At 70.6% G+C, this 24819-nt stretch carries 21 protein-coding genes; 15 read left to right on the forward strand and 6 right to left on the reverse strand.

Translation table 11 applies throughout. The features are described from left to right. Window positions 1-3 precede the first annotated feature (3 nt). The 10 genes from pafA to OHT51_RS34150 all read left to right on the forward strand — a co-directional run bounded on the left by pafA (window position 4) and on the right by OHT51_RS34150 (window position 10200). The gene (pafA, locus tag OHT51_RS34105) at window positions 4-1365 is read left to right on the forward strand and encodes a Pup--protein ligase (RefSeq protein WP_028801611.1); all 1362 of its coding nucleotides are present in this window, start codon (window positions 4-6) and stop codon (window positions 1363-1365) included. A gap of 176 nt (window positions 1366-1541) precedes the next feature. Next, the gene (locus OHT51_RS34110) at window positions 1542-2522 is read left to right on the forward strand and encodes an FKBP-type peptidyl-prolyl cis-trans isomerase (RefSeq protein ID WP_328882757.1); all 981 of its coding nucleotides are present in this window, start codon (window positions 1542-1544) and stop codon (window positions 2520-2522) included. 56 nt (window positions 2523-2578) lie between these two features. Beyond that, window positions 2579-2950, forward strand: coding sequence for an FKBP-type peptidyl-prolyl cis-trans isomerase (locus OHT51_RS34115; RefSeq protein WP_328428862.1), 372 nt, complete (start codon window positions 2579-2581; stop codon window positions 2948-2950). Between the two features lie 167 nt (window positions 2951-3117). Then, a complete protein-coding gene (locus OHT51_RS34120; RefSeq protein WP_328882758.1) occupies window positions 3118-4071 on the forward strand; it encodes a helix-turn-helix transcriptional regulator in 954 nt (317 codons plus the stop codon). A gap of 19 nt (window positions 4072-4090) precedes the next feature. Then, on the forward strand, window positions 4091-5119 hold the full coding sequence (locus OHT51_RS34125; RefSeq protein WP_328882759.1) for a helix-turn-helix transcriptional regulator: 1029 nt from the start codon (window positions 4091-4093) through the stop codon (window positions 5117-5119). 48 nt (window positions 5120-5167) lie between these two features. Then, window positions 5168-5461 (forward strand): hypothetical protein, encoded by a 294-nt coding sequence (locus OHT51_RS34130; RefSeq protein WP_328882760.1) that lies wholly within the window; start codon window positions 5168-5170, stop codon window positions 5459-5461. Window positions 5462-5481: 20 nt separating this feature from the next. Continuing rightward, window positions 5482-5676, forward strand: coding sequence for a hypothetical protein (locus tag OHT51_RS34135; RefSeq protein ID WP_328428866.1), 195 nt, complete (start codon window positions 5482-5484; stop codon window positions 5674-5676). Window positions 5677-5935: 259 nt separating this feature from the next. After that, window positions 5936-6232, forward strand: a complete 297-nt coding sequence (tatA, locus tag OHT51_RS34140) for a Sec-independent protein translocase subunit TatA (RefSeq protein ID WP_328882761.1) — start codon at window positions 5936-5938, stop codon at window positions 6230-6232. Between the two features lie 47 nt (window positions 6233-6279). Next, window positions 6280-7230: a twin-arginine translocase subunit TatC gene (tatC, locus tag OHT51_RS34145; RefSeq protein WP_328882762.1), complete on the forward strand. Its 951-nt coding sequence runs from the start codon at window positions 6280-6282 to the stop codon at window positions 7228-7230. 117 nt (window positions 7231-7347) lie between these two features. After that, on the forward strand, window positions 7348-10200 hold the full coding sequence (locus OHT51_RS34150) for a DEAD/DEAH box helicase (protein ID WP_328882763.1): 2853 nt from the start codon (window positions 7348-7350) through the stop codon (window positions 10198-10200). Window positions 10201-10293: 93 nt separating this feature from the next. Here OHT51_RS34150 and helR read toward each other — a convergent pair whose 3' ends face one another. The 6 genes from helR to OHT51_RS34180 form a co-directional block, all read right to left on the reverse strand. Continuing rightward, window positions 10294-12480: an RNA polymerase recycling motor ATPase HelR gene (helR, locus tag OHT51_RS34155; protein ID WP_328882764.1), complete on the reverse strand. Its 2187-nt coding sequence runs from the start codon at window positions 12478-12480 to the stop codon at window positions 10294-10296. A 100-nt stretch (window positions 12481-12580) separates the two neighbouring features. Then, entirely contained in the window at window positions 12581-13783 is a 1203-nt protein-coding gene (locus OHT51_RS34160; RefSeq protein ID WP_328884535.1) for a glycosyltransferase, read from the reverse strand. 181 nt (window positions 13784-13964) lie between these two features. Continuing rightward, complete coding sequence (gene atzF, locus OHT51_RS34165) at window positions 13965-15668, reverse strand: allophanate hydrolase (RefSeq protein ID WP_328882765.1); 1704 nt, start codon at window positions 15666-15668, stop codon at window positions 13965-13967. Continuing rightward, window positions 15655-19197, reverse strand: a complete 3543-nt coding sequence (locus OHT51_RS34170) for a 5-oxoprolinase/urea amidolyase family protein (RefSeq protein ID WP_328882766.1) — start codon at window positions 19195-19197, stop codon at window positions 15655-15657. The genes atzF and OHT51_RS34170 overlap by 14 nt, the downstream gene beginning before the upstream one ends. Next, window positions 19194-19796 (reverse strand): urea amidolyase associated protein UAAP2, encoded by a 603-nt coding sequence (locus OHT51_RS34175; RefSeq protein ID WP_328882767.1) that lies wholly within the window; start codon window positions 19794-19796, stop codon window positions 19194-19196. The genes OHT51_RS34170 and OHT51_RS34175 overlap by 4 nt, the downstream gene beginning before the upstream one ends. Next, window positions 19793-20617 (reverse strand): urea amidolyase associated protein UAAP1, encoded by an 825-nt coding sequence (locus OHT51_RS34180; RefSeq protein WP_328882768.1) that lies wholly within the window; start codon window positions 20615-20617, stop codon window positions 19793-19795. The genes OHT51_RS34175 and OHT51_RS34180 overlap by 4 nt, the downstream gene beginning before the upstream one ends. A gap of 193 nt (window positions 20618-20810) precedes the next feature. On the opposite strand from OHT51_RS34180, the gene OHT51_RS34185 reads away from it, so the two are divergent. The 5 genes from OHT51_RS34185 (at window position 20811) to OHT51_RS34205 (ending at window position 24776) form a co-directional block, all read left to right on the forward strand. Then, the gene (locus OHT51_RS34185; protein WP_328882769.1) at window positions 20811-21446 is read left to right on the forward strand and encodes a TetR/AcrR family transcriptional regulator; all 636 of its coding nucleotides are present in this window, start codon (window positions 20811-20813) and stop codon (window positions 21444-21446) included. Between the two features lie 325 nt (window positions 21447-21771). Further along, window positions 21772-23370: a sensor histidine kinase gene (locus OHT51_RS34190; protein ID WP_328882770.1), complete on the forward strand. Its 1599-nt coding sequence runs from the start codon at window positions 21772-21774 to the stop codon at window positions 23368-23370. Then, window positions 23367-23774: a roadblock/LC7 domain-containing protein gene (locus OHT51_RS34195; protein ID WP_328428875.1), complete on the forward strand. Its 408-nt coding sequence runs from the start codon at window positions 23367-23369 to the stop codon at window positions 23772-23774. The genes OHT51_RS34190 and OHT51_RS34195 overlap by 4 nt, the downstream gene beginning before the upstream one ends. Further along, window positions 23771-24175 (forward strand): DUF742 domain-containing protein, encoded by a 405-nt coding sequence (locus tag OHT51_RS34200; RefSeq protein ID WP_328882771.1) that lies wholly within the window; start codon window positions 23771-23773, stop codon window positions 24173-24175. The genes OHT51_RS34195 and OHT51_RS34200 overlap by 4 nt, the downstream gene beginning before the upstream one ends. Then, window positions 24156-24776, forward strand: coding sequence for a GTP-binding protein (locus OHT51_RS34205; protein ID WP_328882772.1), 621 nt, complete (start codon window positions 24156-24158; stop codon window positions 24774-24776). Before OHT51_RS34200 ends, OHT51_RS34205 begins: the two co-directional genes overlap by 20 nt. Window positions 24777-24819: the final 43 nt, after the last annotated feature.

Consider the following 24819-nt stretch of genomic DNA (forward strand, 5'->3'; position numbering starts at 1 on the left):
GTCATGGACCGCCGCATTTTCGGGCTGGAGAACGAGTACGGCGTCACGTGCACGTTCAGGGGACAGCGCCGCCTGTCGCCTGACGAGGTGGCGCGGTACCTCTTCCGCCGTGTCGTGTCATGGGGCCGTAGCAGCAATGTCTTTCTGCGAAACGGCGCCCGCCTCTATCTCGACGTGGGCTCACATCCGGAATACGCGACACCCGAATGTGACAACGTGACCGAACTGGTCACCCACGACAAGGCCGGCGAACGCATTCTGGAAGGACTCCTGGTAGACGCGGAACGACGCCTGCACGAGGAGGGAATCGCGGGCGACGTCTACCTCTTCAAGAACAACACCGACTCGGCGGGCAACTCCTATGGCTGCCACGAGAACTATCTCGTCGCACGGCATGGGGAGTTCTCCCGGCTCGCGGACATTCTGATCCCGTTCCTGGTCACCAGGCAGCTTCTGTGCGGCGCCGGCAAGGTGCTGCAGACCCCGCGGGGCGCCGTGTACTGCGTCAGCCAGCGGGCCGAGCACATCTGGGAGGGCGTTTCCTCGGCGACGACCCGCTCCCGGCCCATCATCAACACCCGCGACGAGCCGCACGCGGACGCCGAGCGCTACCGGCGCCTGCATGTGATCGTGGGCGACTCGAACATGTCCGAGACGACCATGCTGCTCAAGGTCGGCGCGACCGACCTGGTGCTGCGCATGATCGAGGCGGGCACGGTGATGCGCGACCTGACCCTGGAGAACCCGATCCGGGCGATCCGCGAGGTCAGCCACGACATCACCGGGCGGCGCAAGGTGCGCCTGGCCAGTGGCCGGGAGGCATCGGCGCTGGAGGTGCAGCGCGAGTACTACGAGAAGGCCGTGGACTTCTGCGAGCGCCGCGGCATTCGTACGGGCACGGTCGAGCAGGTCCTGGAGCTGTGGGGCCGCACGCTGGACGCGATCGAGGCCGAGGACCTCGACCGGATCGGTACCGAGATCGACTGGGTCATGAAGTACAAGCTCATCGAGCGGTACCGGGCCAAGCACAACATGACCATGTCGCATCCGCGGGTCGCGCAGATAGACCTCGCCTACCACGACATCCACCGCCGTCGTGGCCTCTACTACCTCCTGGAGAAGAAGGGTCAAGCAGCCCGTATCTGCAACGACTTGAAGATCTTCGAAGGCAAGTCCGTGCCGCCGCAGACCACTCGGGCCCGGCTGCGCGGCGACTTCATCCGCAGGGCCCAGGAACAGCGCCGTGACTTCACGGTCGACTGGGTCCACCTCAAGCTCAACGACCAGGCGCAGCGCACAGTGCTGTGCAAGGACCCGTTCCGTTCGGTGGACGACCGGGTGGAGAAACTGATCGCCGGCATGTGAGCGGGCCGCGGCCGCCTCGGCTGCGTCCCGTACAGAACGCCCGGTGCCCGGAGGTGGTGATACCTCCGGGCACCGGGCGTTCTCCTCGACGGCGTGTCGGGTGACGACCGGTGCCGAGCGCATGTTCGTCGTAGAGTGGCGGCCATTGCCCGCCACCCCCGAGCCCAGTGGGACTGATGAACTACAACACGAAACGCCGCGTCGCGGCGCTGCTGGCCGTTCCCGCCCTGTTGTTCACCGCCGCGTGCGGATCGGACGACGACAGCAACGGGGGAGAGACGGCAGGGGTCGCCCAGGTCGACGGCAAGGTCGGGGAGAAGCCCAAGATCTCCGTACCCAAGGAGGGCGACCCGTCCGGGAAGACCGTGGTCGAGACGGTTTCGGAGGGCAGCGGCACCGCGATCAAGGCGTCCGACTTCGTCCGCCTGGACTGGACCGTCGAGAAGTGGGGCGAGGACCAGGAACTGGGCGGCACCTGGGCGGCCACGTCGACGGGTGAGAGCACCCCACGCAGGCAGTCCGTCGAACAGATCGGCAAGCCGAGCCAGCAGCTGCCCGCGAAGGTCCTCGACGCGGTCAAGGGGCAGAAGCCGGGCAGCCGGGTCCTCGTGCAGGGCACCGCGGGTGATCTGATCGGCGAGTCGCTGAACCCGTCCTCCGGCATCAACCAGAAGGACGTACTGATCTGGGTGGTCGACGTGGCCGGTGCCGGCACCGTCGACGCCAAGGGCGAGGCCAAGGGAGAGCAGGCGGCCACCGAAGCGGGCATGCCGGAGGTGAAGGCTCCGTCGCAGAAGGCGGCGACCATCACCATCCCCAAGAACACCAAGGCCCCCAAGGACCTCAAGGAGCAGGTGCTGATCAAGGGCGACGGCAAGAAGGTCGAGGCCGGCCAGGGACTCGTCGCCCAGTACACCGGGGTCAAGTGGGAGGACGGCAAGAAGTTCGACTCCTCCTGGGACCACGGCGGCGCGACCGCCTTCCAGATCGGCACCGGCTCTGTCGTGCCAGGCTGGGACAAGGGCCTCGTCGGCAAGAACGTGGGCGACCGGGTGCTGCTGGTGATCCCGCCCTCCCTCGGCTACGGCTCCAGCCCCAACAGCGAGCTGTCCAAGAACACACTGGTCTTCGTGGTGGATATCCTCGACGTCGTCTGACCGAGGTGTCCGTGCGGTCGTTTCGCGACCCAGGTCACGCAACAAGGAGTGATGAAGTGAGCATCGACAAGCCCGAGATCGACTTCCCGGGCGGCGAGCCCCCGGCGGACCTCGAGATCAAGGACATCTGGGAGGGCGACGGCCCCGTCGCGCAGGCGGGTCAGACCGTCACCGTGCACTACGTGGGTGTCGCCTTCAGCACGGGCGAGGAGTTCGACGCCAGCTGGAACCGCGGCGCGCCGTTCCGCTTCCCGCTGGGTGGCGGCCGCGTCATCAAGGGCTGGGACCAGGGCGTGCAGGGCATGAAGGTCGGCGGCCGTCGCCAGCTGACCATCCCGGCCCACCTCGCCTACGGCAACCAGAGCCCGACCCCGGCGATCCAGCCCGGCGAGACCCTGATCTTCGTCGTCGACCTGCTCGGCGTCTGATCGTCGCGTCCGGCCGGCGTACGGCTCGTCGCGTCTGATCGGCGCACGACCGGACCCGACTACCTGGGGCCCATGCCTGTCCGGGCATGGGCCCTCGGCTTTTGCCGGGCCACCGTGGGGCGGTAGGTTCATCGGTCGTAAGCACCATAGGGAGGCGAAGGGCGTCGATGGCCATTGCCAAGGCCGAGCGGCTCATGAACCTGGCGCTGTGTCTGCTCGGGACGCGGCGGCCGCTGAGCAAGCGTGAGCTGCGTGAGTCCATCGAGGCCTACCTCGAAGCCGGCTCCGACGACTCCTTCAACCGGATGTTCGAGCGCGACAAGGACGATCTGCGCGAGCTCGGCCTGGTCATCGAGACCGTGGAGAACCTCGACGGCGAGGTCGGCTATCTCGCCCGCCGTGACAGCAACCGTCTTCCGCCCATCACCCTCGACGCCGAGGAGGCCGCTGCCCTGGGCCTGGCCGCCAAGGTGTGGCAGCAGGTCCGGCTCGCGGGTGCGGCCAGCGGCGCTCTGCAGAAGCTGCGCGCGGCCGGGCTGCCGGAGGACGTCGATCCGTACGAGGCGCACGGCGCCCTGGAGCCCCGTATTCCGGTGCACGAGGCCGCATTCGAGCCGCTGATGCTGGCGTGCCGCGACCGCCGCCCGGTCGTCTTCGACTACCGCAAGGCAACCGCCGCCCGCCCCGAACCCCGGCATGTCGAACCGTGGGCGCTGGAGTGCTGGCGCGGCCACTGGTACCTGGCCGGCTGGGACCGGGACCGTGGCGCCGAGCGCGTCTTCCGGCTGTCCCGCATCACGGGCAAGGTGCGCTCGCGCGGCTCGCGGTTCACCGCGCCGGTCCCCGACGTCGTCACCGTCCGGGAGACCGTCATGAGCTGGGCAGGGGAGACCGCCGACCGCTCCGCGCGGATCCGGCTGCGCACGGACGCCGGTTACCCCCTTCGGGCGAAGGCCACCTCGGTCAGGGAACTCGGGGACGGCTGGGACGAGTTGGAGATTCCGTACGGCCACGGGCTGGATGCCTGGCTGGTTGAGTTCGGACCGGACGTGGTGGTCCTGGAGCCCGCGGAGCTGCGGGCCGACGTGGTGGACCGGCTGCGTGCCGTGGCCAAGGGCTGAGGGGGAGCGGAGCGACACAGTGGCAGGCAAACCGGTCAGGCCCGTCAACGCCATCGACCAGACCCGGCGGATGCTCTCCCTGGTGACCTATCTCAGGGAGCGTCCCGGCGCCCGCATCGAGGACGTCGCGCGCGCCTTCGGCATCTCCGAGGACGAACTGGTCTCGGACCTCGACGTCCTTCCCATGTGCGGCACCAGCTTCCGTGGCGGTGACCTGCTCGACATCGACACCGACGGCGAGCGCATCTGGTGGCACAACCCCGCCGCCCTGGCGGCAGAAGCGGCCGAGCCGCTGCGGCTCGCCGCCGACGAGGCGACCGCGCTGCTGGTGGCGGCCCGCGCGGTGTCCACGCTGCCCGGACTGCGTGAGAGCGACCGGCAGGCGCTGCTGCGGGCGACCGCCAAGGTGGAGGCCGCGGCCGGGGAGGCGGCCGGCGCCAGCTCTCGGCTGTCCGTGACCTTCGAGTCCGAGGGTGGCGTCTTCGCCGACGTGGACCGCGCGATCTCCGAGCGCCGCCGCCTGTGGATCCGCTACTACTCACCGGCCCGCGACGAGGTCACCGAGCGCGAGATCGACCCGATCCGCCTGGTCAGCGTCGGCCACACCTACGTCGAGGCCTGGTGCCGCCGCTCCGAGGCGCGCCGCACCTTCCGGCTCGACCGGGTCGCCGAGATCAGGATCCTGGACGAGCCGTCCGCGCCGCCCGAGATCGAGCTGCGGGACCTGTCCGAGGGCCTCGTGCAGCCCGCCGCTGAGGACCCGGAGGTCGTGATCGAGGTCGGCCCGGGCGGGCGCTGGGTCGCCGAGTACTACCCGCACGACAGCGCCGATGAGCTTGCCGACGGCGGGCTGCGTATCACTCTGCGCACCCCCGACCCCACGTCGCTGCGGCGCCTCGCACTGCGGCTCGGGCGCGACGGCCGGATCGTCTCACCGGCCGCGCTGGCCGACAGTGCCCGGCTCGCGGCCCGCGAGGCGCTGGCGGCGTACGACGGGGTCGAGGTGCGGGGCGAGCACGGGGCGCACCGGGTTCACGACGGACAGTAGGACAGCGCCCCCGAAGGCGAGCGACCACGGAGAAGGGGAGCAAGGGCTTTGAGCGACTCGGCGACGTCCGGTGCGGTGGGAATGACGGTGGCGTCCGCGTTCGCCGGGATGAGAAGCGCGACCCCGGTGAAGTTCAAGGCGGGCTGCCCGGACTGCCGGGGCCGCTTCGAGCTCGCCGCGAGCGCGCTGCGTCTCGCCATCGGCGCGAGCAGCCGTACGACGTTCTACTCGTTCACCTGCCCCGAGTGCGGCGCGTCCGTTCGCAAGCCCGCGGGGGAGCGGATCATCGAGCTGCTGACCGGCGGCGGGGTCAGCACCCTGCGGCTGCACTCCACGCTGTAGGACGGTCTAGGCTCGGCGTCATGTTCTGGCCGATGTTCGCGGTAGCTGTGGGTTTCCTGGGTCTCGCCGTTCTCGGTGTGCTCGCCGTGCGGGTCTTTCTGGAGGCACAGCGCCTCGGTCGGCAGGTGACGGACTCCGCGCGGCGCATCAGCAGGGCGGCAGAGGACCTGGAGCGGGCGAGTATGAGCGCCGCCCGGGCTGTGGACACGCTCTAGCCCGCCAAGGATCGGGTGTGAGTCCCTCCCCGCATGCCTTTTGGGCCACTTCGCCCTGTCAACTTGACGTCCCGGACGGGTACGCTGCTGATCGCGGCCCGGAGAACGAGGCCCGGTCCGCGGACAGGGAGTACGCACGGGGATTGCCTGACGTTTACCCCTGAGCGTTACGATCGCTGTCAACGCGATCGTTCGGACACATGTCCGACCGATCGGACAGCACCCCACCCCAGTAGCCTCGGTGAGAAGGTAAAGACTTATGTTCGGAAGGCTCGGAGCCCCCGAGATCATTCTCATCCTCGTCGTCATCATCCTGCTGTTCGGCGCGAAGAAGCTTCCGGACATGGCGCGCTCGCTCGGCAAGTCCGCGCGCATCCTGAAGAGCGAGGCGAAGGCGATGAAGGACGACGGCAGCAAGTCCGCCGCCCCGGCCGACCCGCCGAACAACACCAGCGACGACCAGCAGCCCCCGGCTCAGCGCGTGATCCAGGCATCTCCCGGCGACGTGACCAGCTCGCGCCCGGTCAACGAGCCCACGGACACGACCAAGCGCTGACGCAGGGCCGGTGACCTCCGGCCCGCCGCACGAGATGGGAACGTGGGTTGCTGAAGTCTGCCCGCAAAGAGGAGAAGGATCCCGAGGGGCGGATGCCCCTCGCGGAGCACCTTCGTGAGCTCCGCAACCGGCTCGCGAAAGCGCTGCTCGCGATCGTCGTCATCACGATCGTTGCTGCCTTCTTCTATCAGGACATCATCAACTTCTTCACCAAGCCGGTCCTCGAGTCGGTCGGCTGCCCGAAGTCGTTCGAGGAACTGGCCAAGACGTCGCGTGACCAGAACCCGTGCGCGCAGATCACGATCAACGGTCTGCTCGCGCCGTTCACGCTGGCCCTGAAGGTGTCCCTGATGGCCGGCGTCGTGCTGGCCGCACCGGTCTGGTTGTACCAGCTGTGGGGCTTCGTCGCGCCCGGCCTCCACAAGCACGAGCGGAAGTACGCCTACGCGTTCGTCGCCACGGGCTTCCCGCTCTTCCTCGCCGGCGCCTTCTTCGCCTACAAGGTGCTGCCCAAGACCGCCACCGTCCTGATCGAGTTCACGCCGTTCGGCGTCGACAACCTGCTGCCGCTGGACGATCTGCTCGACCTCGTCACGCGCATGGTGATCGTCTTCGGTCTCTCCTTCGAGCTGCCCCTGCTGCTGGTGATGCTCAACTTCACCGGCGCCATCACCGGCAAGCGCATGCTCGGCTGGTGGCGCGGCATGATCATGGGCATCACGGTGTTCGCGGCGATCGCGACCCCGAGCACCGACCCGTTGACGATGATGGCCCTCGCCGGACCGATCTGGATCCTGTACTTCGGCGCCGTCTTCGTCTCCCTGCTCAACGACCGTCGCAGGCGCCGCCGCGAGGCCATGGGCCCCGCCGACGACGAGGCGTCCGACCTCGATCTGACCCCCGAGAGTATCGGCGAGGTCGAGACCGTGTCCGCGAGCCGGGCCCTGCCCGAGCAGGCCACCACCGAGCGGGTCAACGGCTACGACGACGTGACCTGACCGAGGCGGAATTTCGGGAACAGTGCGGCCGGGCGCCTAACAGGGCGTGCCCGGCCGCTTCCGCTTTGCAGCCGTGAGCTGCACGGATCGCGGGTTTGTCCGGCGGCGATCCGGATAATGATCGTCCTGTTGTCAGTGGCGCCCGGTACGCTCGAAAGCACGATGACAGAGGACCTCTCACCGGCCGAGCGGTACGCGGCAGCGCGTCAGCGTGCTGCCGAGCAGGCCACGGCGCTCGCCTCATTCCGCGAGATGTACGACTTCGGCCTCGACCCCTTCCAGATCGAGGCGTGCCAGGCGCTCGAAGCGGGGAAGGGCGTGCTGGTGGCCGCGCCCACCGGCTCGGGCAAGACGATCGTGGGCGAGTTCGCCGTCCACCTCGCCCTGTTGCAGGGCAGAAAGTGCTTCTACACCACGCCCATCAAGGCGCTGTCGAACCAGAAGTACGCCGACCTGTGCCGCCGCTATGGCGACGGCATGGTCGGTCTGCTCACCGGCGACAACAGCATCAACTCCGAGGCACCGGTGGTCGTGATGACGACCGAGGTGCTGCGGAACATGCTGTACGCCGGGTCGCAGACCCTCCTCGGCCTCGGCCATGTGGTCATGGACGAGGTGCACTACCTCTCCGACCGCTTCCGCGGTGCCGTGTGGGAGGAAGTGATCATTCACCTCCCCGAGTCGGTCACGCTGGTCTCGCTGTCGGCGACCGTGTCCAACGCCGAGGAGTTCGGCGACTGGCTCGACACCGTCCGCGGCGACACCGAGGTGATCGTCTCCGAGCACCGGCCCGTGCCGCTGTTCCAACACGTGCTCGCCGGGCGGCGGATGTACGACCTGTTCGAGGAGGGCGAGGGCCACAAGAAGGCCGTCAACCCCGACCTCACGCGGCTGGCCCGCATGGAGGCGACCAGACCCTCGTACCAGGACCGCAGGCGCGGTCGCGCCATGCGCGAGGCCGACCGGGAGCGGGAGCGCCGACAGCGGTCCCGGGTGTGGACGCCGGGCCGCCCGGAGGTCATCGAACGCCTCGACGCCGAGGGCCTGCTGCCCGCCATCACCTTCATCTTCAGCCGTGCCGCCTGCGAGGCCGCCGTCCAGCAGTGCCTGCACGCGGGACTGCGGCTGAACGACGAGGAGGCGCGGGACAGGGTGCGCGCCCTGGTCGAGGAGCGCACCGCCGCCATCCCGACCGAGGATCTGCACGTCCTCGGCTACTACGAATGGCTGGAAGGCCTGGAGCGCGGCATAGCCGCTCACCACGCCGGCATGCTGCCGACCTTCAAGGAGGTCGTCGAGGAACTGTTCGTGCGCGGGCTGGTGAAGGCCGTGTTCGCCACGGAAACCCTGGCGCTGGGCATCAACATGCCTGCCCGGTCGGTGGTGTTGGAGAAGCTCGTCAAGTGGAACGGCGAGCAGCACGCCGACATCACGCCCGGTGAGTACACGCAGCTCACCGGCCGTGCGGGCCGGCGCGGCATCGATGTCGAGGGTCACGCCGTCGTGCTGTGGCAGCGCGGCATGAGCCCCGACCACCTGGCAGGGCTGGCGGGCACCCGTACGTATCCGCTGCGGTCCAGCTTCAAGCCGTCGTACAACATGGCGGTCAACCTCGTCGAGCAGTTCGGCCGGCACCGCTCGCGCGAGCTGCTGGAGACGTCCTTCGCGCAGTTCCAGGCCGACAAGTCGGTCGTCGGGATCTCCCGGCAGGTGCAGCGCAACGAGGAGGGGCTGGAGGGCTACAAGGAGTCCATGACCTGCCATCTCGGGGACTTCGAGGAGTACGCGCGCCTGCGCCGCGAACTGAAGGACCGCGAGAACGAGTTGGCCAAGCAGGGGGTGGCGGAGCGCCGCGCGGAGGCCGCGGTCGCATTGGAGAAGCTCAAGCCGGGCGACGTCATCCATGTGCCGACGGGCAAGTACGCCGGTCTCGCGCTGGTGCTGGACCCCGGGCTGCCGGCCGGGCGGTCCAACGGCCACCGCGGCTTCGAGCACCACGACGGCCCGCGCCCGCTGGTCCTGACCGCCGAACGGCAGGTCAAGCGGCTCGCCTCGATGGACTTCCCGGTGCCCGTCGAGGCGTTGGAGCGGATGCGGATCCCCAAGTCCTTCAACCCGCGTTCCCCGCAGTCCCGTCGGGACCTGGCCTCCGCGCTGCGCACCAAGGCCGGGCACATTTCGCCGGAGCGGCAGCGCAAGCGGCGCTCCCAGGCGGCCGACGACCGCGAGATCGAGCGGCTGCGCAAAGCCCTGCGCGCGCACCCCTGCCACGGTTGCAACGACCGTGAGGACCACGCCCGTTGGGCCGAGCGCTACCACCGGCTGCTGCGGGACACCTCGCAGCTGGAGCGCCGTATCGAAGGCCGTACGAACACCATCGCCCGGACCTTCGACCGTATCGTCGCGCTGCTGACCGAGATGGACTATCTGCGCGGCGACGAGGTCACCGAGCACGGCAAGCGGCTCGCGCGGCTGTACGGCGAACTCGACCTGCTGGCCAGCGAGTGCGTCCGCGAGCGGGTGTGGGAAGGGCTCAGCCCGGCCGAACTGGCCGCCTGCGTCTCGGCGTTGGTGTTCGAGTCGAGGGCCGCGGACGACGCCATGGCCCCGAAGCTGCCGTCGGGCAAGGCCAAGGCCGCGCTCGGTGAGATGGTCCGGATCTGGGGGCGGCTGGACGCCCTGGAGGAGGACTTCCGGATCACGCAGTCCGAGGGCGTCGGGCAGCGTGAACCCGACCTCGGCTTTGCCTGGGCCGCGTACATGTGGGCCAGCGGCAAGGGACTGGACGAGGTGCTGCGTGAGGCGGAGATGCCGGCGGGGGACTTTGTGCGGTGGTGCAAGCAGGTGATTGACGTGCTGGGGCAGATCGCGGCGGCGTCTCCTGCGGAGGGCTCCACTGTGGCCAAGAGTGCGCGTAAGGCTGTGGATGGGCTGCTGCGGGGGGTTGTCGCCTACTCGTCGGTGGGGTGACGCGTTCGTCGGGCGGGTGCGGGCGGGTTGTGGCCGGTCGCGCACACGCGGCGGGGCCGCACAGATGCGGCCCCGCGCCCGTCGGGCATGCACTCAGCGGAGGATGACCAGTTGCTGGGTCGCTCGCGTCATCGCCACATAGCGGTCCACCGCTCCCTCGATCCCCTCGCCGAAGCTCTCCGGGTCGACGAGGACGACCAAGTCGAACTCCAGTCCCTTCGACAACTCGGGGGGCAGTGAGCGGACACGGTCCGTCGGCTGGAATGCGGGGGCCCCGATGACACAGGCGGTGCCTTCGCTGTGGGCGGTGAGCCAGGTGTCGAGGATCGAGTCCAGGTCCGAAACCGAGCCCTGTACGACCGGGGTACCGCCGCTGCGGATGGAGGTCGGCACGTTCGCGTCCGGGAGCGCGGCTCGGATGACCGGCTCGGCCTCCGTCATGATCTCTTCCGGTGTCCGGTAGTTGAGGCTCAGGGAGGCCAGGTCGATCCGGTCGAGGCCGATCCGCTTCAGGCGTTCCTGCCACGACTCGGTGAAGCCGTGCCTGGCCTGGGCGCGGTCGCCCACGATGGTGAAGCTTCGGGACGGGCAGCGCAGCAGCAGCATCTGCCACTCCGCGTCGGTGAGTTCCTGGGCCTCGTCCACGACGACGTGTGCGAACGGGCCGGCGAGCAGGTCCGGGTCGGCACTGGAGACCTCGGACTCGTCGACGAGGCTGACCTGGGCGTCCTCGCCGCGCAGCATCGTCACCAGGCCGATGCCGTCGTCGCCGTCGGCACCGGAGTTGGCCACGGCCTCGATCAGGTTGTCGACGACCTGGGTCATGCGCTCCCGCTGGGCGGCGATGACGGCGTCGTGCCGCCGCTTGCGCCGCGACGCCTCCGGGTCGCCGAGCCGCTGCCGTGCCGCGTCCAGGAAGGGCAAGTCGGACACCGTCCAGGCCTGGGGGTCCGCGCGCTGCAGTTTCTGCACTTCGTCGCGGCTGAGCCAGGGAGCACACAGCCGCAGGTAGGCGGGGACCGACCACAGGTCGGAGACGAGGTCGGCCGCTTCGAGCAGGGGCCAGGCGCGGTTGAAGGCCGTGAGCAGTTCCCTGTTCTGCCTCAGCGACCTGCGGACCAGGTCGGGCGAGACGTGTGCGTCGTCACCGGAGGCGTCGCCCTGGTGCTTGTCCACCAGGATGGTGAGCAGTTCCTCCCAGACCTGGTTGCGCGCGTCGTTGTGCGGAGTGCCGGGTTCAGCCGCCTCGAAGGCCACGGCCCAGTCGGTGGCGCTCAGCCAGATGTCGGACCAGTGGGTCGTGACCGTCATGCCCTTCGTGGGCGGCTCCTCGTAGAACCTGACGGCCTTGTCGAGCGCCTTCACCAGCTCCGCGGACGACTTCAGGCGGGCCACCTCCGGATCGGCCTCGACGGTTGCCTCGGCTCCCTCGGCGACGAGGTCGCGCAGGATGCAGGTCTGCACGCCCTCCTCTCCGAGGCTGGGGAGGACGTCGGCGACGTAGTCCAGATACGGCCGGTGCGGACCGACGAACAGCACGCCGCCCCGGCGGTGACCGAGCCGGGGGTCCGAGTACAGGAGGTAGGCGGACCGGTGCAGGGCGACGACGGTCTTCCCGGTGCCCGGGCCGCCGTCGACGACGAGGGCGCCGCGCGACCCCGCACGGATGATGGCGTCCTGGTCGGCCTGGATGGTGCCGAGCACGTCCCGCATCCGTGGCGACCGGTCGCTGCCGAGGCTGGCGATGAAGGCGGACTGGTCGTCGAGCGAGGCATGGTGACCGGCGAACCCGTCCGGGGTGAACACCTCGTCCCAGTAGTCGCTGATCCGGCCGCGGGTCCAGCGGTACCGGCGGCGGCTCGCCAGGCCCATCGGGTCGCCGTGGGTGGCTCCGAAGAACGGCTCGGCCGCGGGGGAGCGCCAGTCGAGCAGCAGCCGCCGGCCCGTGCTGTCGGTCAGGCCGAGCCGCCCCACGTACACCGGCTCGGAGTCGTCCGCGCCGACCATGTGCCCGAGGCACAGATCCAGGCCGAAGCGGTGCAGGGTGCGCAGGCGGGCGGTGAGCCGGTGGATCTCCGTGTCCCGGTCCATGGCATCCCGGCCCATGCCGCCGGGTGCCCTGCGGGCGGTGTCGAGGCGGCCGGTCAGTTCGGCGATCGTCTCTTCGAGGCATCGCCCGATGGCCGCGAAGTGCTGCTCGTCGGCCGCGATCAGCTTCGGGTCGGCCTTGAGGGAGAGACGGTCGGGAAGATCGAACGCGCTGGTGGTCAGGTATGTCATGGCAGTTGCTCCGAATGTGCGGTCGATGGCGACCATCGCGCGGCGAAAGGCGGCGCCTGGGAAGAACACGCGTGGTTCACGCGGACGCGGGCGGCCAGTGTCAGCCGGCCATGTCGAGCAGCAGCTTCGCTGCCACGTCCGCCCCGTCGGTGCGGATCGTCGCCGCGACGGCGGCTGCGCGGGCGCGGGTCTCGGGGGCGAGGGCCGCTTCGAGCGCGGCCGACAGGGACTCCAAGGTCGGCGTCGGACCGTCGTGTGCGGTGCCGATGCCCAGGTCCGCCACACGGCCGGCCCAGTACGGCTGGTCGGCCAGCTGGGGCACCACGACCTGGGGCGTGCCGGCCCGGGCGGCCGTGGCCGTCGTACCCGCGCCACCGTGGTGCATGACGGCGGCCACCCGGCCGAAGAGCGCCTGATGGTTGGCCTCGCCCACGGCGAAGCAGTCGTCCTGGTCGTCGATCAGGGCGAGGTCGGCCCAGCCACGGGAGACGAGGACGCGGCGGCCCTGCGCGCGAACCGCGTCGATGGCCACCTCGGCGGCGTCCGCCGCAGCATGCATGGGCATGCTGCCGAAGCCCACGTACACCGGCGCGGTGCCGGCGTCCAGGAACGCCTCCAGCTCGGCCGGGAGCGGACGGACGTCGGGGAGGACCCACGCACCGGTCTGGACGACGTCGAGGCCGGGCATCTCGTGCAACGGATCCAGGACCGGGTCCGTCGCCACCCACGGGCTGTCGCCGAAGACGTGGTCGCGGACGTCGGCCACCGGCGGCAGACCGTTCGACGCCCGGTTCGTGTTGAGCGCCTCACCGAACAGCTCGTTGATGCTTTGGGCGTCCAGGTCCCACAGCGCCGGGTTGTCGGTCACCTCCGGCGGGAACGGGCGGCCCCGGTACGCCAGCGGCCGGCGGTGCGGCGACGGCAGGGTGAGCTGCTGGAAGATCACGGACACGGAGCGGATGCCCAGCTTCTCGGCCACCGACCGCGCGCCCGCCGCGGCCGGCATCATGCCGGTCGCCACCAGCAGATCGCAGCCCTCGGCCGCCGCGGCGACCGCCTCGAACTGGGCGGCGATCACCTGGGCCGCGCGCTCGGGCATCGACGGCGGCGGCACCGCCTGCGTCAGCTCGCGGGCCGACGGTCCGACCGGCACCATCGCCACCCCGACCTCGGCCAACCGCCGCGCGAAGTCCTCGTCCGGCGGCGCACACACCCGCACCTCGGCGCCGAGTTCCCGCAGGGGCACCGTGAGTGCCGCGAGCGGTTCGACATCTCCGCGCGACCCATAGGTCGACAACAACACACGCACTACGTGACTCCCCGTTTCCGCAGGTCTTGGCCTTAGGCCGGAGATTCTGCGGCAAGAGGGGGGCCTTGCCGCAAGCCCCCCAATGCGTTATAAGTTGATAGTGGCAAGGAGAGCGTGACCTCCTTGCCCTTCGTGTTTTAGGCGTCGTTCGTGTTCTCAGGCGTCGATCGTATTCTCAGGTGCGGTCTCCCCTGAGATACGCCCGCCAGCCGCCGTACGACGTGATGTCCTCGGCGCCCGCCAAGGCCGCAGGCTCGCACAGGAACCCCGGGACGTGGCTGCCGTCCGCCAGTTCCACGCGCCCCAGGGCCATCGGCCTGGGCAGGTCGGCGAGGAGCCGGCCGAGCCCATCCGCCGGGAGCCGCCACACCTCCGCCTCGATCGCCGCTCCTCCCGCGCCGGGGCCGACATGGACCAGGCCCGGCTTGGGCGGGGACGTGGGCAGCGCGTGCAGCCGGTAGACGGGGGCCGTGGCGATCGTACGGTCGAAACGGGCGCCCAGGGCGAGAAGCTGCGAGTTGAGGGGCTGGCCCGTGAGGTGCGCCCCGACCACCGCGAGGCGGACCTCCGGCTGGAGCAGTCCGGCGACCCGGGCCAGCCGGTCGTCCGTGAACGCGGGGCCGAGCAGCATCACGCCGAAGGGCAGGCCGTTCACCTCACCGGCCGGGACGGCGACCGCCGCCAGGTCGAACAGGTTCGTGGAGTTGGTGAAGCGGCCCAGCCGGGCGTTGGCGCCGAGCGGGTCGGCGGCCACCTCGGCGAGGGTCGGATGGCCCGGCGCGGTGGGGACCAACAGGGCGTCCGCGTCGTCGAGTTCGGCCTCGGCCCGTGCGCGCAGGGCGGCGAGCCGGTCCTGGTCGGCGAAGAGCCGGTGGGCCGGGATGTCGCGGGCGCGGGTGATGATGCCGGCGACGGTGGGATCGAGGGCCGTGTCGCCCTCGGCCATCGCCTTGTCGACAAAGCTCCCCACGGCCGTGTAGCGCTCGGCGACGAAGGCGCCCTCGTACAGCATCGCGGCGGCCTCGGTGAACGGGGTGAGGTCGAGGGGGCGGATCTCGGCGCCGGCGGCTGCGAGGTGCCGTACGGCTGCCTCGTAGGCCTCGGCCCAGCCCTCGTCCAGTTCGCCGAGCTGGTGAGTCGGCGGGACGGCGATGCGCCAGGGCCCCGGCGCCCGCACGGGGAGCGCGGGCAGGGCGCGGGCGGGCGGGGACGTCATGAACGACAGTGCCTGCTCGGCCTCCGGAAGCGTCCGCGCGAACACCGTCACGCAGTCGATCGACGCGCAGGCCGGGACGACGCCGGTCGTCGGCACCAGGCCCCGGGTGGGCTTGAGGCCGACGATGCCGTTGAAAGCGGCCGGGACCCGGCCCGAGCCGGCCGTGTCCGTGCCGAGCGCGAAGTCGACGATGCCGAGTGCCACCGCGACGGCCGAGCCGGAGCTGGAGCCACCGCTGATCCTGCCCGGGTCATGGGCGCCCCGGACCGCGCCGTAGGGGGAGCGGGTGCCGACCAGGCCCGTCGCGAACTGGTCGAGGTTGGTGGTGCCGAGCACGATCGCACCGGCCGCGCGCAGCCGGGCGACGACGGGTGCGTCGGCCTCGGGATCGTAGGCGTACGAAGGGCAGCCCGCCGTCGTCGGGAGGCCCTCGACGTCGATGTTGCCCTTGGCGGCGAACAGGCGCCCCGCGAGCGGGAGTCTCTCCCCGCCGGACACCCGTTCGTCGATCAGCCGGGCCTCGGCCTCCACCTCCTCCTGCGGGCGCAGGCCGATCCAGATCTCGGGGCGGCCCGTGGCCTCGATGCGGGCGTAGGCCGCGCGGACGCGGGAGGCAGTGGTGGACATACGGTGCTCCTCGACTTTCGACTCACCTGTCTGCAAGCTCGGTTGACGGGTCGCTTCCCCGGGCGGGCGCGAGGACCACCAGAGCCGTTCCCGCCTCCACCTGGTCCCCGGGCCCGGCCAGGATCTCGGCGACCACGCCGGCGACCGGCGCGTGCACCCTGGACTCCATCTTCATCGCCTCCAGGGCGAGCAGCGGCTGTCCGGCCGTCACCTCGTCACCCGGCCGTACGTTCACCTGCCAGACGGACGCCGCGAACTCGGCCTCGACGAGCCGGCCGCCGGCCGGGACGCTCACCTCGGCCGGGGGTGCGGCGGGCGCCACGGCCGCATCCGCCCGCGCGAACTCGCCGGCCGCCTCCCACGCGTCCCGCTCCGCCGCGAAGGCCGCCTGCTGCCGGCACCTGAACTGCGCGATCGACTCGGCGTGCTCGTCCAGGAAGGCCCGGTACTCGGCGAGCGAGAAGGTGCCCTCCTCGATGCGCGGCACGAACCGCCCGGACGTGAGGTCCGCCCGCAGCTCCAGAAGTTCCTCGGCGCTCACCGGATACCACCTGATCCGGTCGAAGAACCGCAGCAGCCAGGGCGACCCCGGCTCGAACGCCCCACGCTGCTGCCACCCCGACCACACCTGGGTCGTACGGCCCACGAACTGGTAGCCGCCCGGCCCCTCCATGCCGTAGACGCACAGGTACGCCCCGCCGATGCCGACCGAGTTCTCCGCCGTCCAGGTGCGAGCCGGGTTGTACTTGGTGGTCACCAGGCGGTGGCGGGGGTCCAGCGGGGTCGCCACCGGGGCGCCCAGGTACACGTCGCCCAGCCCCAGGACCAGGTACTCCGCGTCGAAGACCGTGCGGTACACGTCCTCGACCGACGCCAGGCCGTTGACGCGGCGGATGAACTCGATGTTCCACGGGCACCAGGGCGCGTCGTCCCGCACCCCCGCCATGTAGCGGGCGATCGCCTCGCGCGTGGCCGGGTCGTCCCAGGAGAGGGGGAGATGGACCGTCCGGGAGGGGACGACGAGTTCGTCGGAGGGCGGCAGTGCGGCCACCATCTCCCGCACCTCGGCAAGGAGTTCATCTTGCGGCAGCCGCGCCGGATCCGTGCGGATCTGGAGCGAGCGGATGCCCGGGGTCAGGTCGGCGATGCCGTCCCGGCCCGCCCCGGCCACCGTCTCCATCAGCGCGTGGACACGCATGCGCAGGGCCAGGTCCAGCTGCATCGGCCCGAACTCGACCAGCAGGTTGTCGTCACCGCTGCGCCGGTACGTCACATCGCCGTCGCGGGCGAGGATGCCGCCGTCCACGAGGGCCGGGCGGGGCGCGCCGGCCACGTCCACCGGCAGGAAGCGCACGGTGTCCCCCGGGCGGAGCTGGCCCAGTTTCCAGCGCTCGGAGCTGATCACGGTCGCCGGGCACACGAACCCGCCCAGCGACGGGCCGTCCGGGCCGAGCAGCACCGGCATGTCGCCGGTGTAGTCGACGGCTCCGACGGAGTACGGCGTGTCATGGATGTTGGACGGATGCAGGCCCGCCTCACCGCCGTCGGTGCGCGCCCAGCGAGGCCTCGGGCCGACGAGTCGGATGCCGGTCCGCGCGGAGTTGAAATGCACCTTCCACTCGGCGGCGTAGAAGTCGCGGATGTCGTCCTCGGTGAAGAACTCCGGGGCGGCATGCGGTCCTTCGGCGGCGGCCACCTGCCATGCGGAGCCGAAGGAAGGGCGGTCCGGCTCGGGAACCGGCCTTCCCTCGGTGACCGCCCCGCCGTGCAGTACGTCGCCCGTCCGCAGCGTGCGTCCGCCGTGGCCGCCGAAGCGCCCGAGCGTGAAGGTGCTCGCGCTGCCCAGGAACGCGGGGACGTCGAGACCGCCCGCGACGAGGACGTACGTCCGCAGACCGTGCTCGGCCGGCGCTGCGACCTCCAGTACGGCGCCCGCCGGCACCGTCACCGGCTCCCACTGCGGCACAGCCGTACCGTCGACGGTGACCGTGGCAGGGGCGCCCGTCACGCACACGGTGGTGGCGTGCGTGAACCTCAACGCCGGTCCCTGGAGCGTGCATTCGAGTCCCGGGGTGCCCTCGGGGTTGCCCAGCGCCCGGTTGCCGAGCCGGAAGGACCGGTCGTCCATCGGGCCGCTGGGCGGAACGCCGACCTGCCAGTAGCCGGTGCGGCCCGGCCAGTCCTGCACGGTGGTGAGGGTGCCGCCGGCGACGACCTCGATGCGGGGCGTCGGGTCGGCGACGGTGGCGAGGGTCGCCGTCGAGTGGGTGGCGTCGCGGAAACGGCGGTCGGCGAGCGCCGCGCGCACCAGGCCGAGGTTCGTCTCGATCCCGTCGACGCGGGTGCGGGCCAGCGCCTCGTCCAGCCGGCGCAGCGCGTGCGCGCGGTCGGGGCCGTACGCGATGATCTTCGCGAGCATCGGGTCGTACGACGTCGTCACCTCGGTGCCTGTCTCGACCCAGCCGTCGACCCGCACCCCGCTCGGGAACTCCACCCGGGTCAGCAGGCCCGCGCCGGGCCGGTGATCGCGTGCCGGGTCCTCGGCGTAGAGGCGGGCCTCGACGGCGTGGCCGCGCGGGGTGCCCGGATCGCGGACGACGTCCCGCTCGCCGCGCGCCAGGCGCAGCATCCAGGCGACCAGGTCGACGCCGTAGATCTCCTCGGTGACCGGGTGCTCCACCTGGAGGCGGGTGTTGACCTCCAGGAAGTACGCCTCCTCGCGGGCGGCGTCGTACACGAACTCGACGGTTCCGGCCGAGCGGTAGCCGACGGAGGCGCACAAGTCATGTGCGGCGGAGGCCAGTTGGTCGCGTATGAGGGCCGGGAGGCTTGGCGCCGGGGCCTCCTCCACCACCTTCTGGTTGCGGCGCTGCAGCGTGCAGTCCCGGTCGCCGAAGGTCACCACCGCGCCCGCGCCGTCGCCGAAGACCTGGACCTCGATGTGGCGGGCCCGCTCGACGAGCCGTTCCAGGAAGACACCGGCCGAGGAGAAGGAGGCGGCGGCGACACGCTGGACGCGCTCCCAGGAATCGGTCAGTTCGTCGGCGGAGCGACATGCCGACATGCCGATTCCGCCACCGCCGCCGGTCGCCTTGAGCATGACGGGATAGCCGATGACCCGGGCTTCTTCGAGTGCCTCGGTGAGTGACCCGAGCAGGCCCGTCCCCGGTGCCAGCGGTACGCCCGCCGCCGTCGCCGCCGCCCGCGCCGTGTGCTTGGCTCCGAACAACTCCAGCTGCTCGGGCGTCGGGCCGACGAACACGATCCCGGCGTCCTCGCAGCGCCGGGCGAACGCCGCGTCCTCCGACAGGAAGCCGTACCCGGGGTGGATCGCCCCGGCCCCGCTGTCCTTGGCCGCCTTCAGGATCAGGTCGGCGTCGAGGTACGACTCCTTCGCGGGCGCGGGGCCGAGCCGTACGGCCTGGTCGGCGAGCCGTACGTGGGGTGCGGACCGGTCGGCGTCGGAGTACACCGCCACTGTCCTGAGGCCCAGTTCGTGGGCCGTGCGGATGATCCGGACCGCTATTTCGCCCCGGTTGGCGACCAGCAGCGTGTCGAAGCTCATGCGCTGCCCGCCTCGGTGACCGTCATCTGCACGGACGTCGGCTCGAATCCGTTGCAGGGGTTGTTGATCTGGGGGCAGTTGGAGACCAGGACCAGGACGTCGCGCTCGGCACGCAGGGTCAGGGACAGCCCGGGTGCCGAGATGCCGTCGACGATCCCGAGGGTGCCGTCCTTCTCGACCGGCACGTTCATGTACCAGTTGATGTTGGAGACGAGGTCGCGCTTGCCGAGGCCGTGCTGGGCGCCCTCGGCGAGGAAGTTGTCCACACAGGCGTGCTGCGACCAGGTGTGGTGGCCGTACCGAAGCGTGTTCGACTCCTTGGAGCAGGCGCCGCCGACCGTGTCGTGGCGGCCGACGTCGTCCGCGACCACCGTCATCAAAGGGGTGTGCTCGTTCGACAACAGCACACTGCCCGTGGTCAGGAAGATGTTCCCCTGGGCGTGGATGGTGTCGGGGGCGCTGTAGCGGACCGATGTGTCGTGGGCGTCGTGGACGAGGAAGTCGACGGCCTGGTTGCCGTGCAGGTCGGTGATGGTGAGCGTCTCGCCGGCGCGGACGACGTGCGACCAGGCGGCGCGGGCGGCGACGACGGCCTTCATGCGAGCCCCCTCGCGGCCAGGAACTCGGCGGTGTTGAGGAAGGCGCGGCGGCCCTCGGGCGTGGCGTCCCACAAGGGGTCGCCGGGCGCGGTCGCCCCGGCCCGCCAGGCGAGGACCTCCAGCGGGGTGCTGACGTACTCGGCGCGGGGATCGATCGGATGCGGCACGTTGGCGATCAGAACGGTCACGTCCTGCTCGGCGCGCAGGGTCACGCTCGCGCCGGGTCCGGCCGAGCCGGTGAAGTCCAGGGTGCCGTCCTCGCGGACCTCCACGCCCTGGAAGAAGGACAGCGAGGGCGGCAGATCCCGAGGCTCCAGGCCGTTCTTCGCGGCGGCCAGCTTGAACAGTTCGCGGCCTGCGGGGGAGGGGGACTGCGGGGTGCCGTCGCCGTACCGCCCGGTGTTGCGCACGAGCGTGGAGGTGCCGCACAGGGCGTCGTGCCGGCCGGAGGTGTCGGCGACGACGGAGGCGAGGACGCGACCTTGGTCGGAGAGCAGCAGGCGGCCCTCGCCGAGGTAGGCGTTCCACTGCACCTTCACCGTGTCGGCGACGTTCAGCCGCTCCCAGGGGCGGTCGGCCGCGAACAGCAGCAGATGCGCGCAGGCATCGCCGCGCAGGTCGGTCAGCCGCAGCTCCGTGCCGCGGGCGAGTACCCGGTGCGTGTAGTTGCCGCCCGCCACCGTCTCCGCCCACACCAGGTGGCCCGCCTCGCAGGGCGGGTCCGGCCAGTCGGTGGCCGGGACGACGGGCATCGCCTCGGCCCGTGCCCCTTCCTGGGCACGGGCATGGTCACGGGCTCCGTACGTGGTCGCTGTCGCCATTCGCGGGACCTCCGGCTCGGGAGTGGGCCTGCGGGTTCATTTCTGTCGCGCGACAGAAATTAGGAGCCGGGCGCGTCACCGGCATTGCCCGGGTGTTGCCGGTCGGTTACCGAGCCCTCACGGAGGTCGCCCCCAGGCGCCCGCGCTGCGCGGGAAGATCTCCTGGCCGGGGCCGTGTGCGAGGATCGAACGCATGGGAACAGCGGGTGGACCGGCGGGTCGCCGGGTCGGCAGGCCGCGGGCGGCGCAGCGGCCGGACAGTGGTCTCCCGCCGCGCGACGAACTGCTCGCAGCTGCCGCGGAGTTGTTCACCACCCGGGGCTACGCCGCCACCACCACCCGTGCCGTCGCCGAGCGGGCGGGCATGCGGCAGGCGTCGATGTACCACTACGTCTCCGGCAAGGAGGAGCTCCTCGCCGAGCTCCTGGAATCCACGGTCACGCCCTCGCTCGCGTACGCCCGCGAGCTCCTCGCCGACGACTCGGCCCCGGCCGAGGACCGGCTGTGGGAGCTGTGCCGCACGGACGTGGAGCTGCTGTGCGGCGGACCGCACAACCTCGGCGGGCTCTACCTGCTGCCCGAGGTGCGCGCCGAGCGGTTCGCCGGCTTCCACGCCGTGCGCGCCGAACTCAAGGACGCCTACCGCCAGTTGCTCGCCGCCACTGCCGCCGGCGGTGCACTCGCCAAGAGCGAGCTGGAGCTGCGTACGGATCTGCTGTTCGGTCTGATCGAGGGCGTCATCCTCGTCCACCGGTCCGATCCGGAGCGCCCGGTATCGGTGTTCGCCGAGGCCACGGCCGACGCGGCGCTGCGCATCGCCGGGATCTGAACCAGCCGCCGACCGGCGACCGGAACCCGATCTTCACCCGTCACGGTGAGTATTCTTCGCACACCCGTACGCCGTGACGCACCGTGTGCGAATGTAATCCGAGCGTATAAATGGGCTTGAGGGTACTACCGCCGCGCGCGCCGTTTCAGGTGCTTGCTGAATATGACACGGCGATGATCCGGTCGGACTAAGCTCGCCCGCAGCGCACCGAGTTGAGGTGTAATCGTGCGCTTGTTCCCAAACATGCAAAAGATTCCGACATACCCATGACGTACCCCACTGCAAGCTCCCCCTACACCCACCCGATTCGTTTCAGAGGGCCCACATGGTGAGCGTTCAACCCCCGTCCAGACACCGTGAACTCCCGTACATGCGCGCACTGTTGCTCCCGGCGATAGTGATGGCCGCGGCGACCGGAGCAGCCGTCGCCGTGGTGGCTGAACCGGCACGGACGGCCGTCGGAGTGAGCGGTGCCGTGGCCATGCTGCTGGTGCTGGCAGCCGTGGCCGAAGCGGTGCGCCGCGGTCGCGCCCTGCGGGATGCGCGGGCCGAGCACGCCCGTCACGCTGCGTACCTGGAGCGGCGTATCGCCTCCCACGACGAGGAGATGAAACGCCTCGCCACGGAGATCACGCCCGCCGCGATCTACCGTCTGCGTTGCGACCATTCACCCCATGAGGTGATTCGCGACCTCGCCCTGATCGACCCCTCCTACGCGCAACTCCCACCTGCACAGGTGGAGTTGGTGAAGTCGATGCTCAACATCGTCGACCGCGAGGAAGCCCTGCGCGACTCCGCCCAGCGGTCCTTCGTCAACATCGCCCGCCGCGTCCAGTCGATCGTGCACCAGCAGTCCGAGGAACTCCGGGAGATGGAGGAGGACCACGGCCGTAACCCCGAGGTCTTCGACGACCTGCTGCGCATCGACCACGGCACCATGCTGATCGGCCGCCTCGCCGACTCCATCTCGGTGCTCGGCGGCGGCCGCCCCGGCCGGCAGTGGCCCAACCCCGTCCAGCTCTACAGCGTGCTGCGCGGCGCCATGTCCCGGATCCTGGAGTACCGCCGCATCAAGCTGGACTCCATCGTCTCGGTCAACGTCCGCGGCATCTCCGTCGAGCCGGTCATCCACGCCGCGGCCGAACTCCTCGACAACGCCACCCGGTACTCGCCGCCGCAGACCGAGGTGCACGTCACCGCGACCGAGGTGCAGACCGGCATCGCGATCGAGATCGAGGACGCGGGCGTCAGCCTCAGCGAGGAGGCCCGCGCCCGGGTCGAGAACATGCTGGAGCGCGCCAAGGAGGGCAGCGACCTCCAGGAGCTCGGCGAGTCCCCGCGGCTGGGTCTCGCCGTCGTGGGCCGCCTGTGCACGGCGTTCAACATGCAGGTCTCCCTGCGCACTTCCGCGTACGGCGGGGTCCGCGCGGTCCTCATCATCCCGCGCGAGATGCTGACCACCGACCCCGCGCCCGGCTACGCCCACGGCATTGGCGCCGCCGCCGCGCCCGATCTCAGCCCCGGCGCCCTTGAGGGTCCCAAGCGCACCCCCAAGAAGCGGCGGCCCACCAGCCCGAAGATCCCGGCCACGGTCTCCATGGAGGACGACGTCCCCGTGGTCACCGAGTGGACCGCCAACGGGCTGCCGCAGCGCCGCAGCCGGGTCAAGACCCCGCTCAGCAAGCGGATCGCCGAGCAGGCGGCCATCGAGCAGGCCGAACGGGAGGGCAGGCCGACGATCTGGTCGACGGCCAAGCCGGAACCCGAGCCCGAGCCGGCCGTGGACGAGCCCGCACCCGGTGCGTGGGTCGAGGCGTTCTGGAACGGACTCAAGGACAAGCCCGACCCCTACACACTCCAGCCGCGAACCCAACCGGGCCGACCGGCCCGTGCCGAGGCCGACGACGAGGGGGACCTCAAGTGATCCAGCAGCGCGCCAACTTCGACTGGATGCTCAAGGAGCTCCACGACGGCGTACCGGGCATCGAGATGATCGTGGTGCTCTCCGCCGACGGACTGCGCATCGCCCGCTACGGCGGCGACCCGGACACCGCCGACCGCGTCGCCGCGGCCTGTGCCGGTCTGCAGAGCCTGGCGACCGCCGTCGCCACGGAGATCCCCAACAGCGACGGCAAGATGAAGATGGTCCTCATCGAGATCAACGGCGGCTACTTCTATCTGATGGCCGCCGGTGCCAACGCGTATCTCGCCGTGCTCTCCGACACGTTCGCCGAGCCCGGTCTGATGAGCAACCGCATGTCGGACCTCGTCAGCCGCATCGGGGCCCATCTCACCAGTCCGTCGAGGCGCAACGGGCAGACCGTATGACGCCTCCGCAACGCCGGCGGCGATTTCCCATGGAGCCGTTGCCCCCGCCGCCACCGCCGCCGCGGCCGGGAGTGAAGAAGAACCCGGAACGGCTCTTCGTGGTGGCGGGGAAGGACGGTGCCGAGCGCGCCGAGCTCGACCTGGTCACCTTAATCGTGGCGAGCGCCGTCCCAACGCCCTCCTCCGCACCCGAGCAGACGGCGCTGCTCCGGCTCTGCACGACCCCTCTGTCCGTGGCCGAACTCTCGGCCTACCTGAATCTGCCGTTCAGCGCGATGACGGTCCTGCTCACCGACATGCTGACGGCCGACCTGGTGACGGCGCGCGCCCCCCTCGTGCGCCAGTCCGTCGCCGACCGGTCCCTTCTCGAAGCGGTGATGCATGGACTTCAAAGGCTCTGACACCATCCCCGGTCCACGGACCGAGGACCAGCTGCCGCACACGGCCGAGGCCGCGGTCAAGATCGTGATCGTGGGCGGCTTCGGGGTCGGCAAGACGACGATGGTCGGCTCTGTCAGCGAGATCAGGCCGCTGACGACCGAGGAGACCATGACGCAGGCCGGCATCGGTGTCGACGACAACTTCGGCTCGGACACCAAGACGGCCACGACGGTGGCGATGGACTTCGGCCGCATCAGCATCACCGACGAACTCGTGCTGTACCTCTTCGGCACCCCCGGCCAGGAGCGCTTCTGGTTCCTGTGGAACGGGCTGTTCGAGGGCGCGCTGGGCGCGGTCGTGCTGATCGACACCCGTCGGCTGGAGGTCAGCTTCGACGTCATAGGGCGTCTCGAGGAGCGCGGCGTGCCGTTCGTCGTCGCCGTCAACTCCTTCCCCGACGGGCCCCGTTACCCGGTCGAGGATCTTCGCGCGGCCCTCGACCTGGACCCGGAGATCCCCATCGTCGAGTGCGACGTACGCCGCCGGGCCTCCAGCCGTGACGTCCTGATGACCCTGATGCGCTTCCTGCACTCGCTCGCCATGTCGGGCGCGCTCAGGTAGACCCGTCCGCCGGATCGATCCCACCCCCGTGCATCCGGCGACC

The sequence above is a fragment of the Streptomyces sp. NBC_00299 genome (genome assembly GCF_036173045.1).
GTDB classification, from domain to species: Bacteria; Actinomycetota; Actinomycetes; order Streptomycetales; family Streptomycetaceae; genus Streptomyces; species Streptomyces machairae.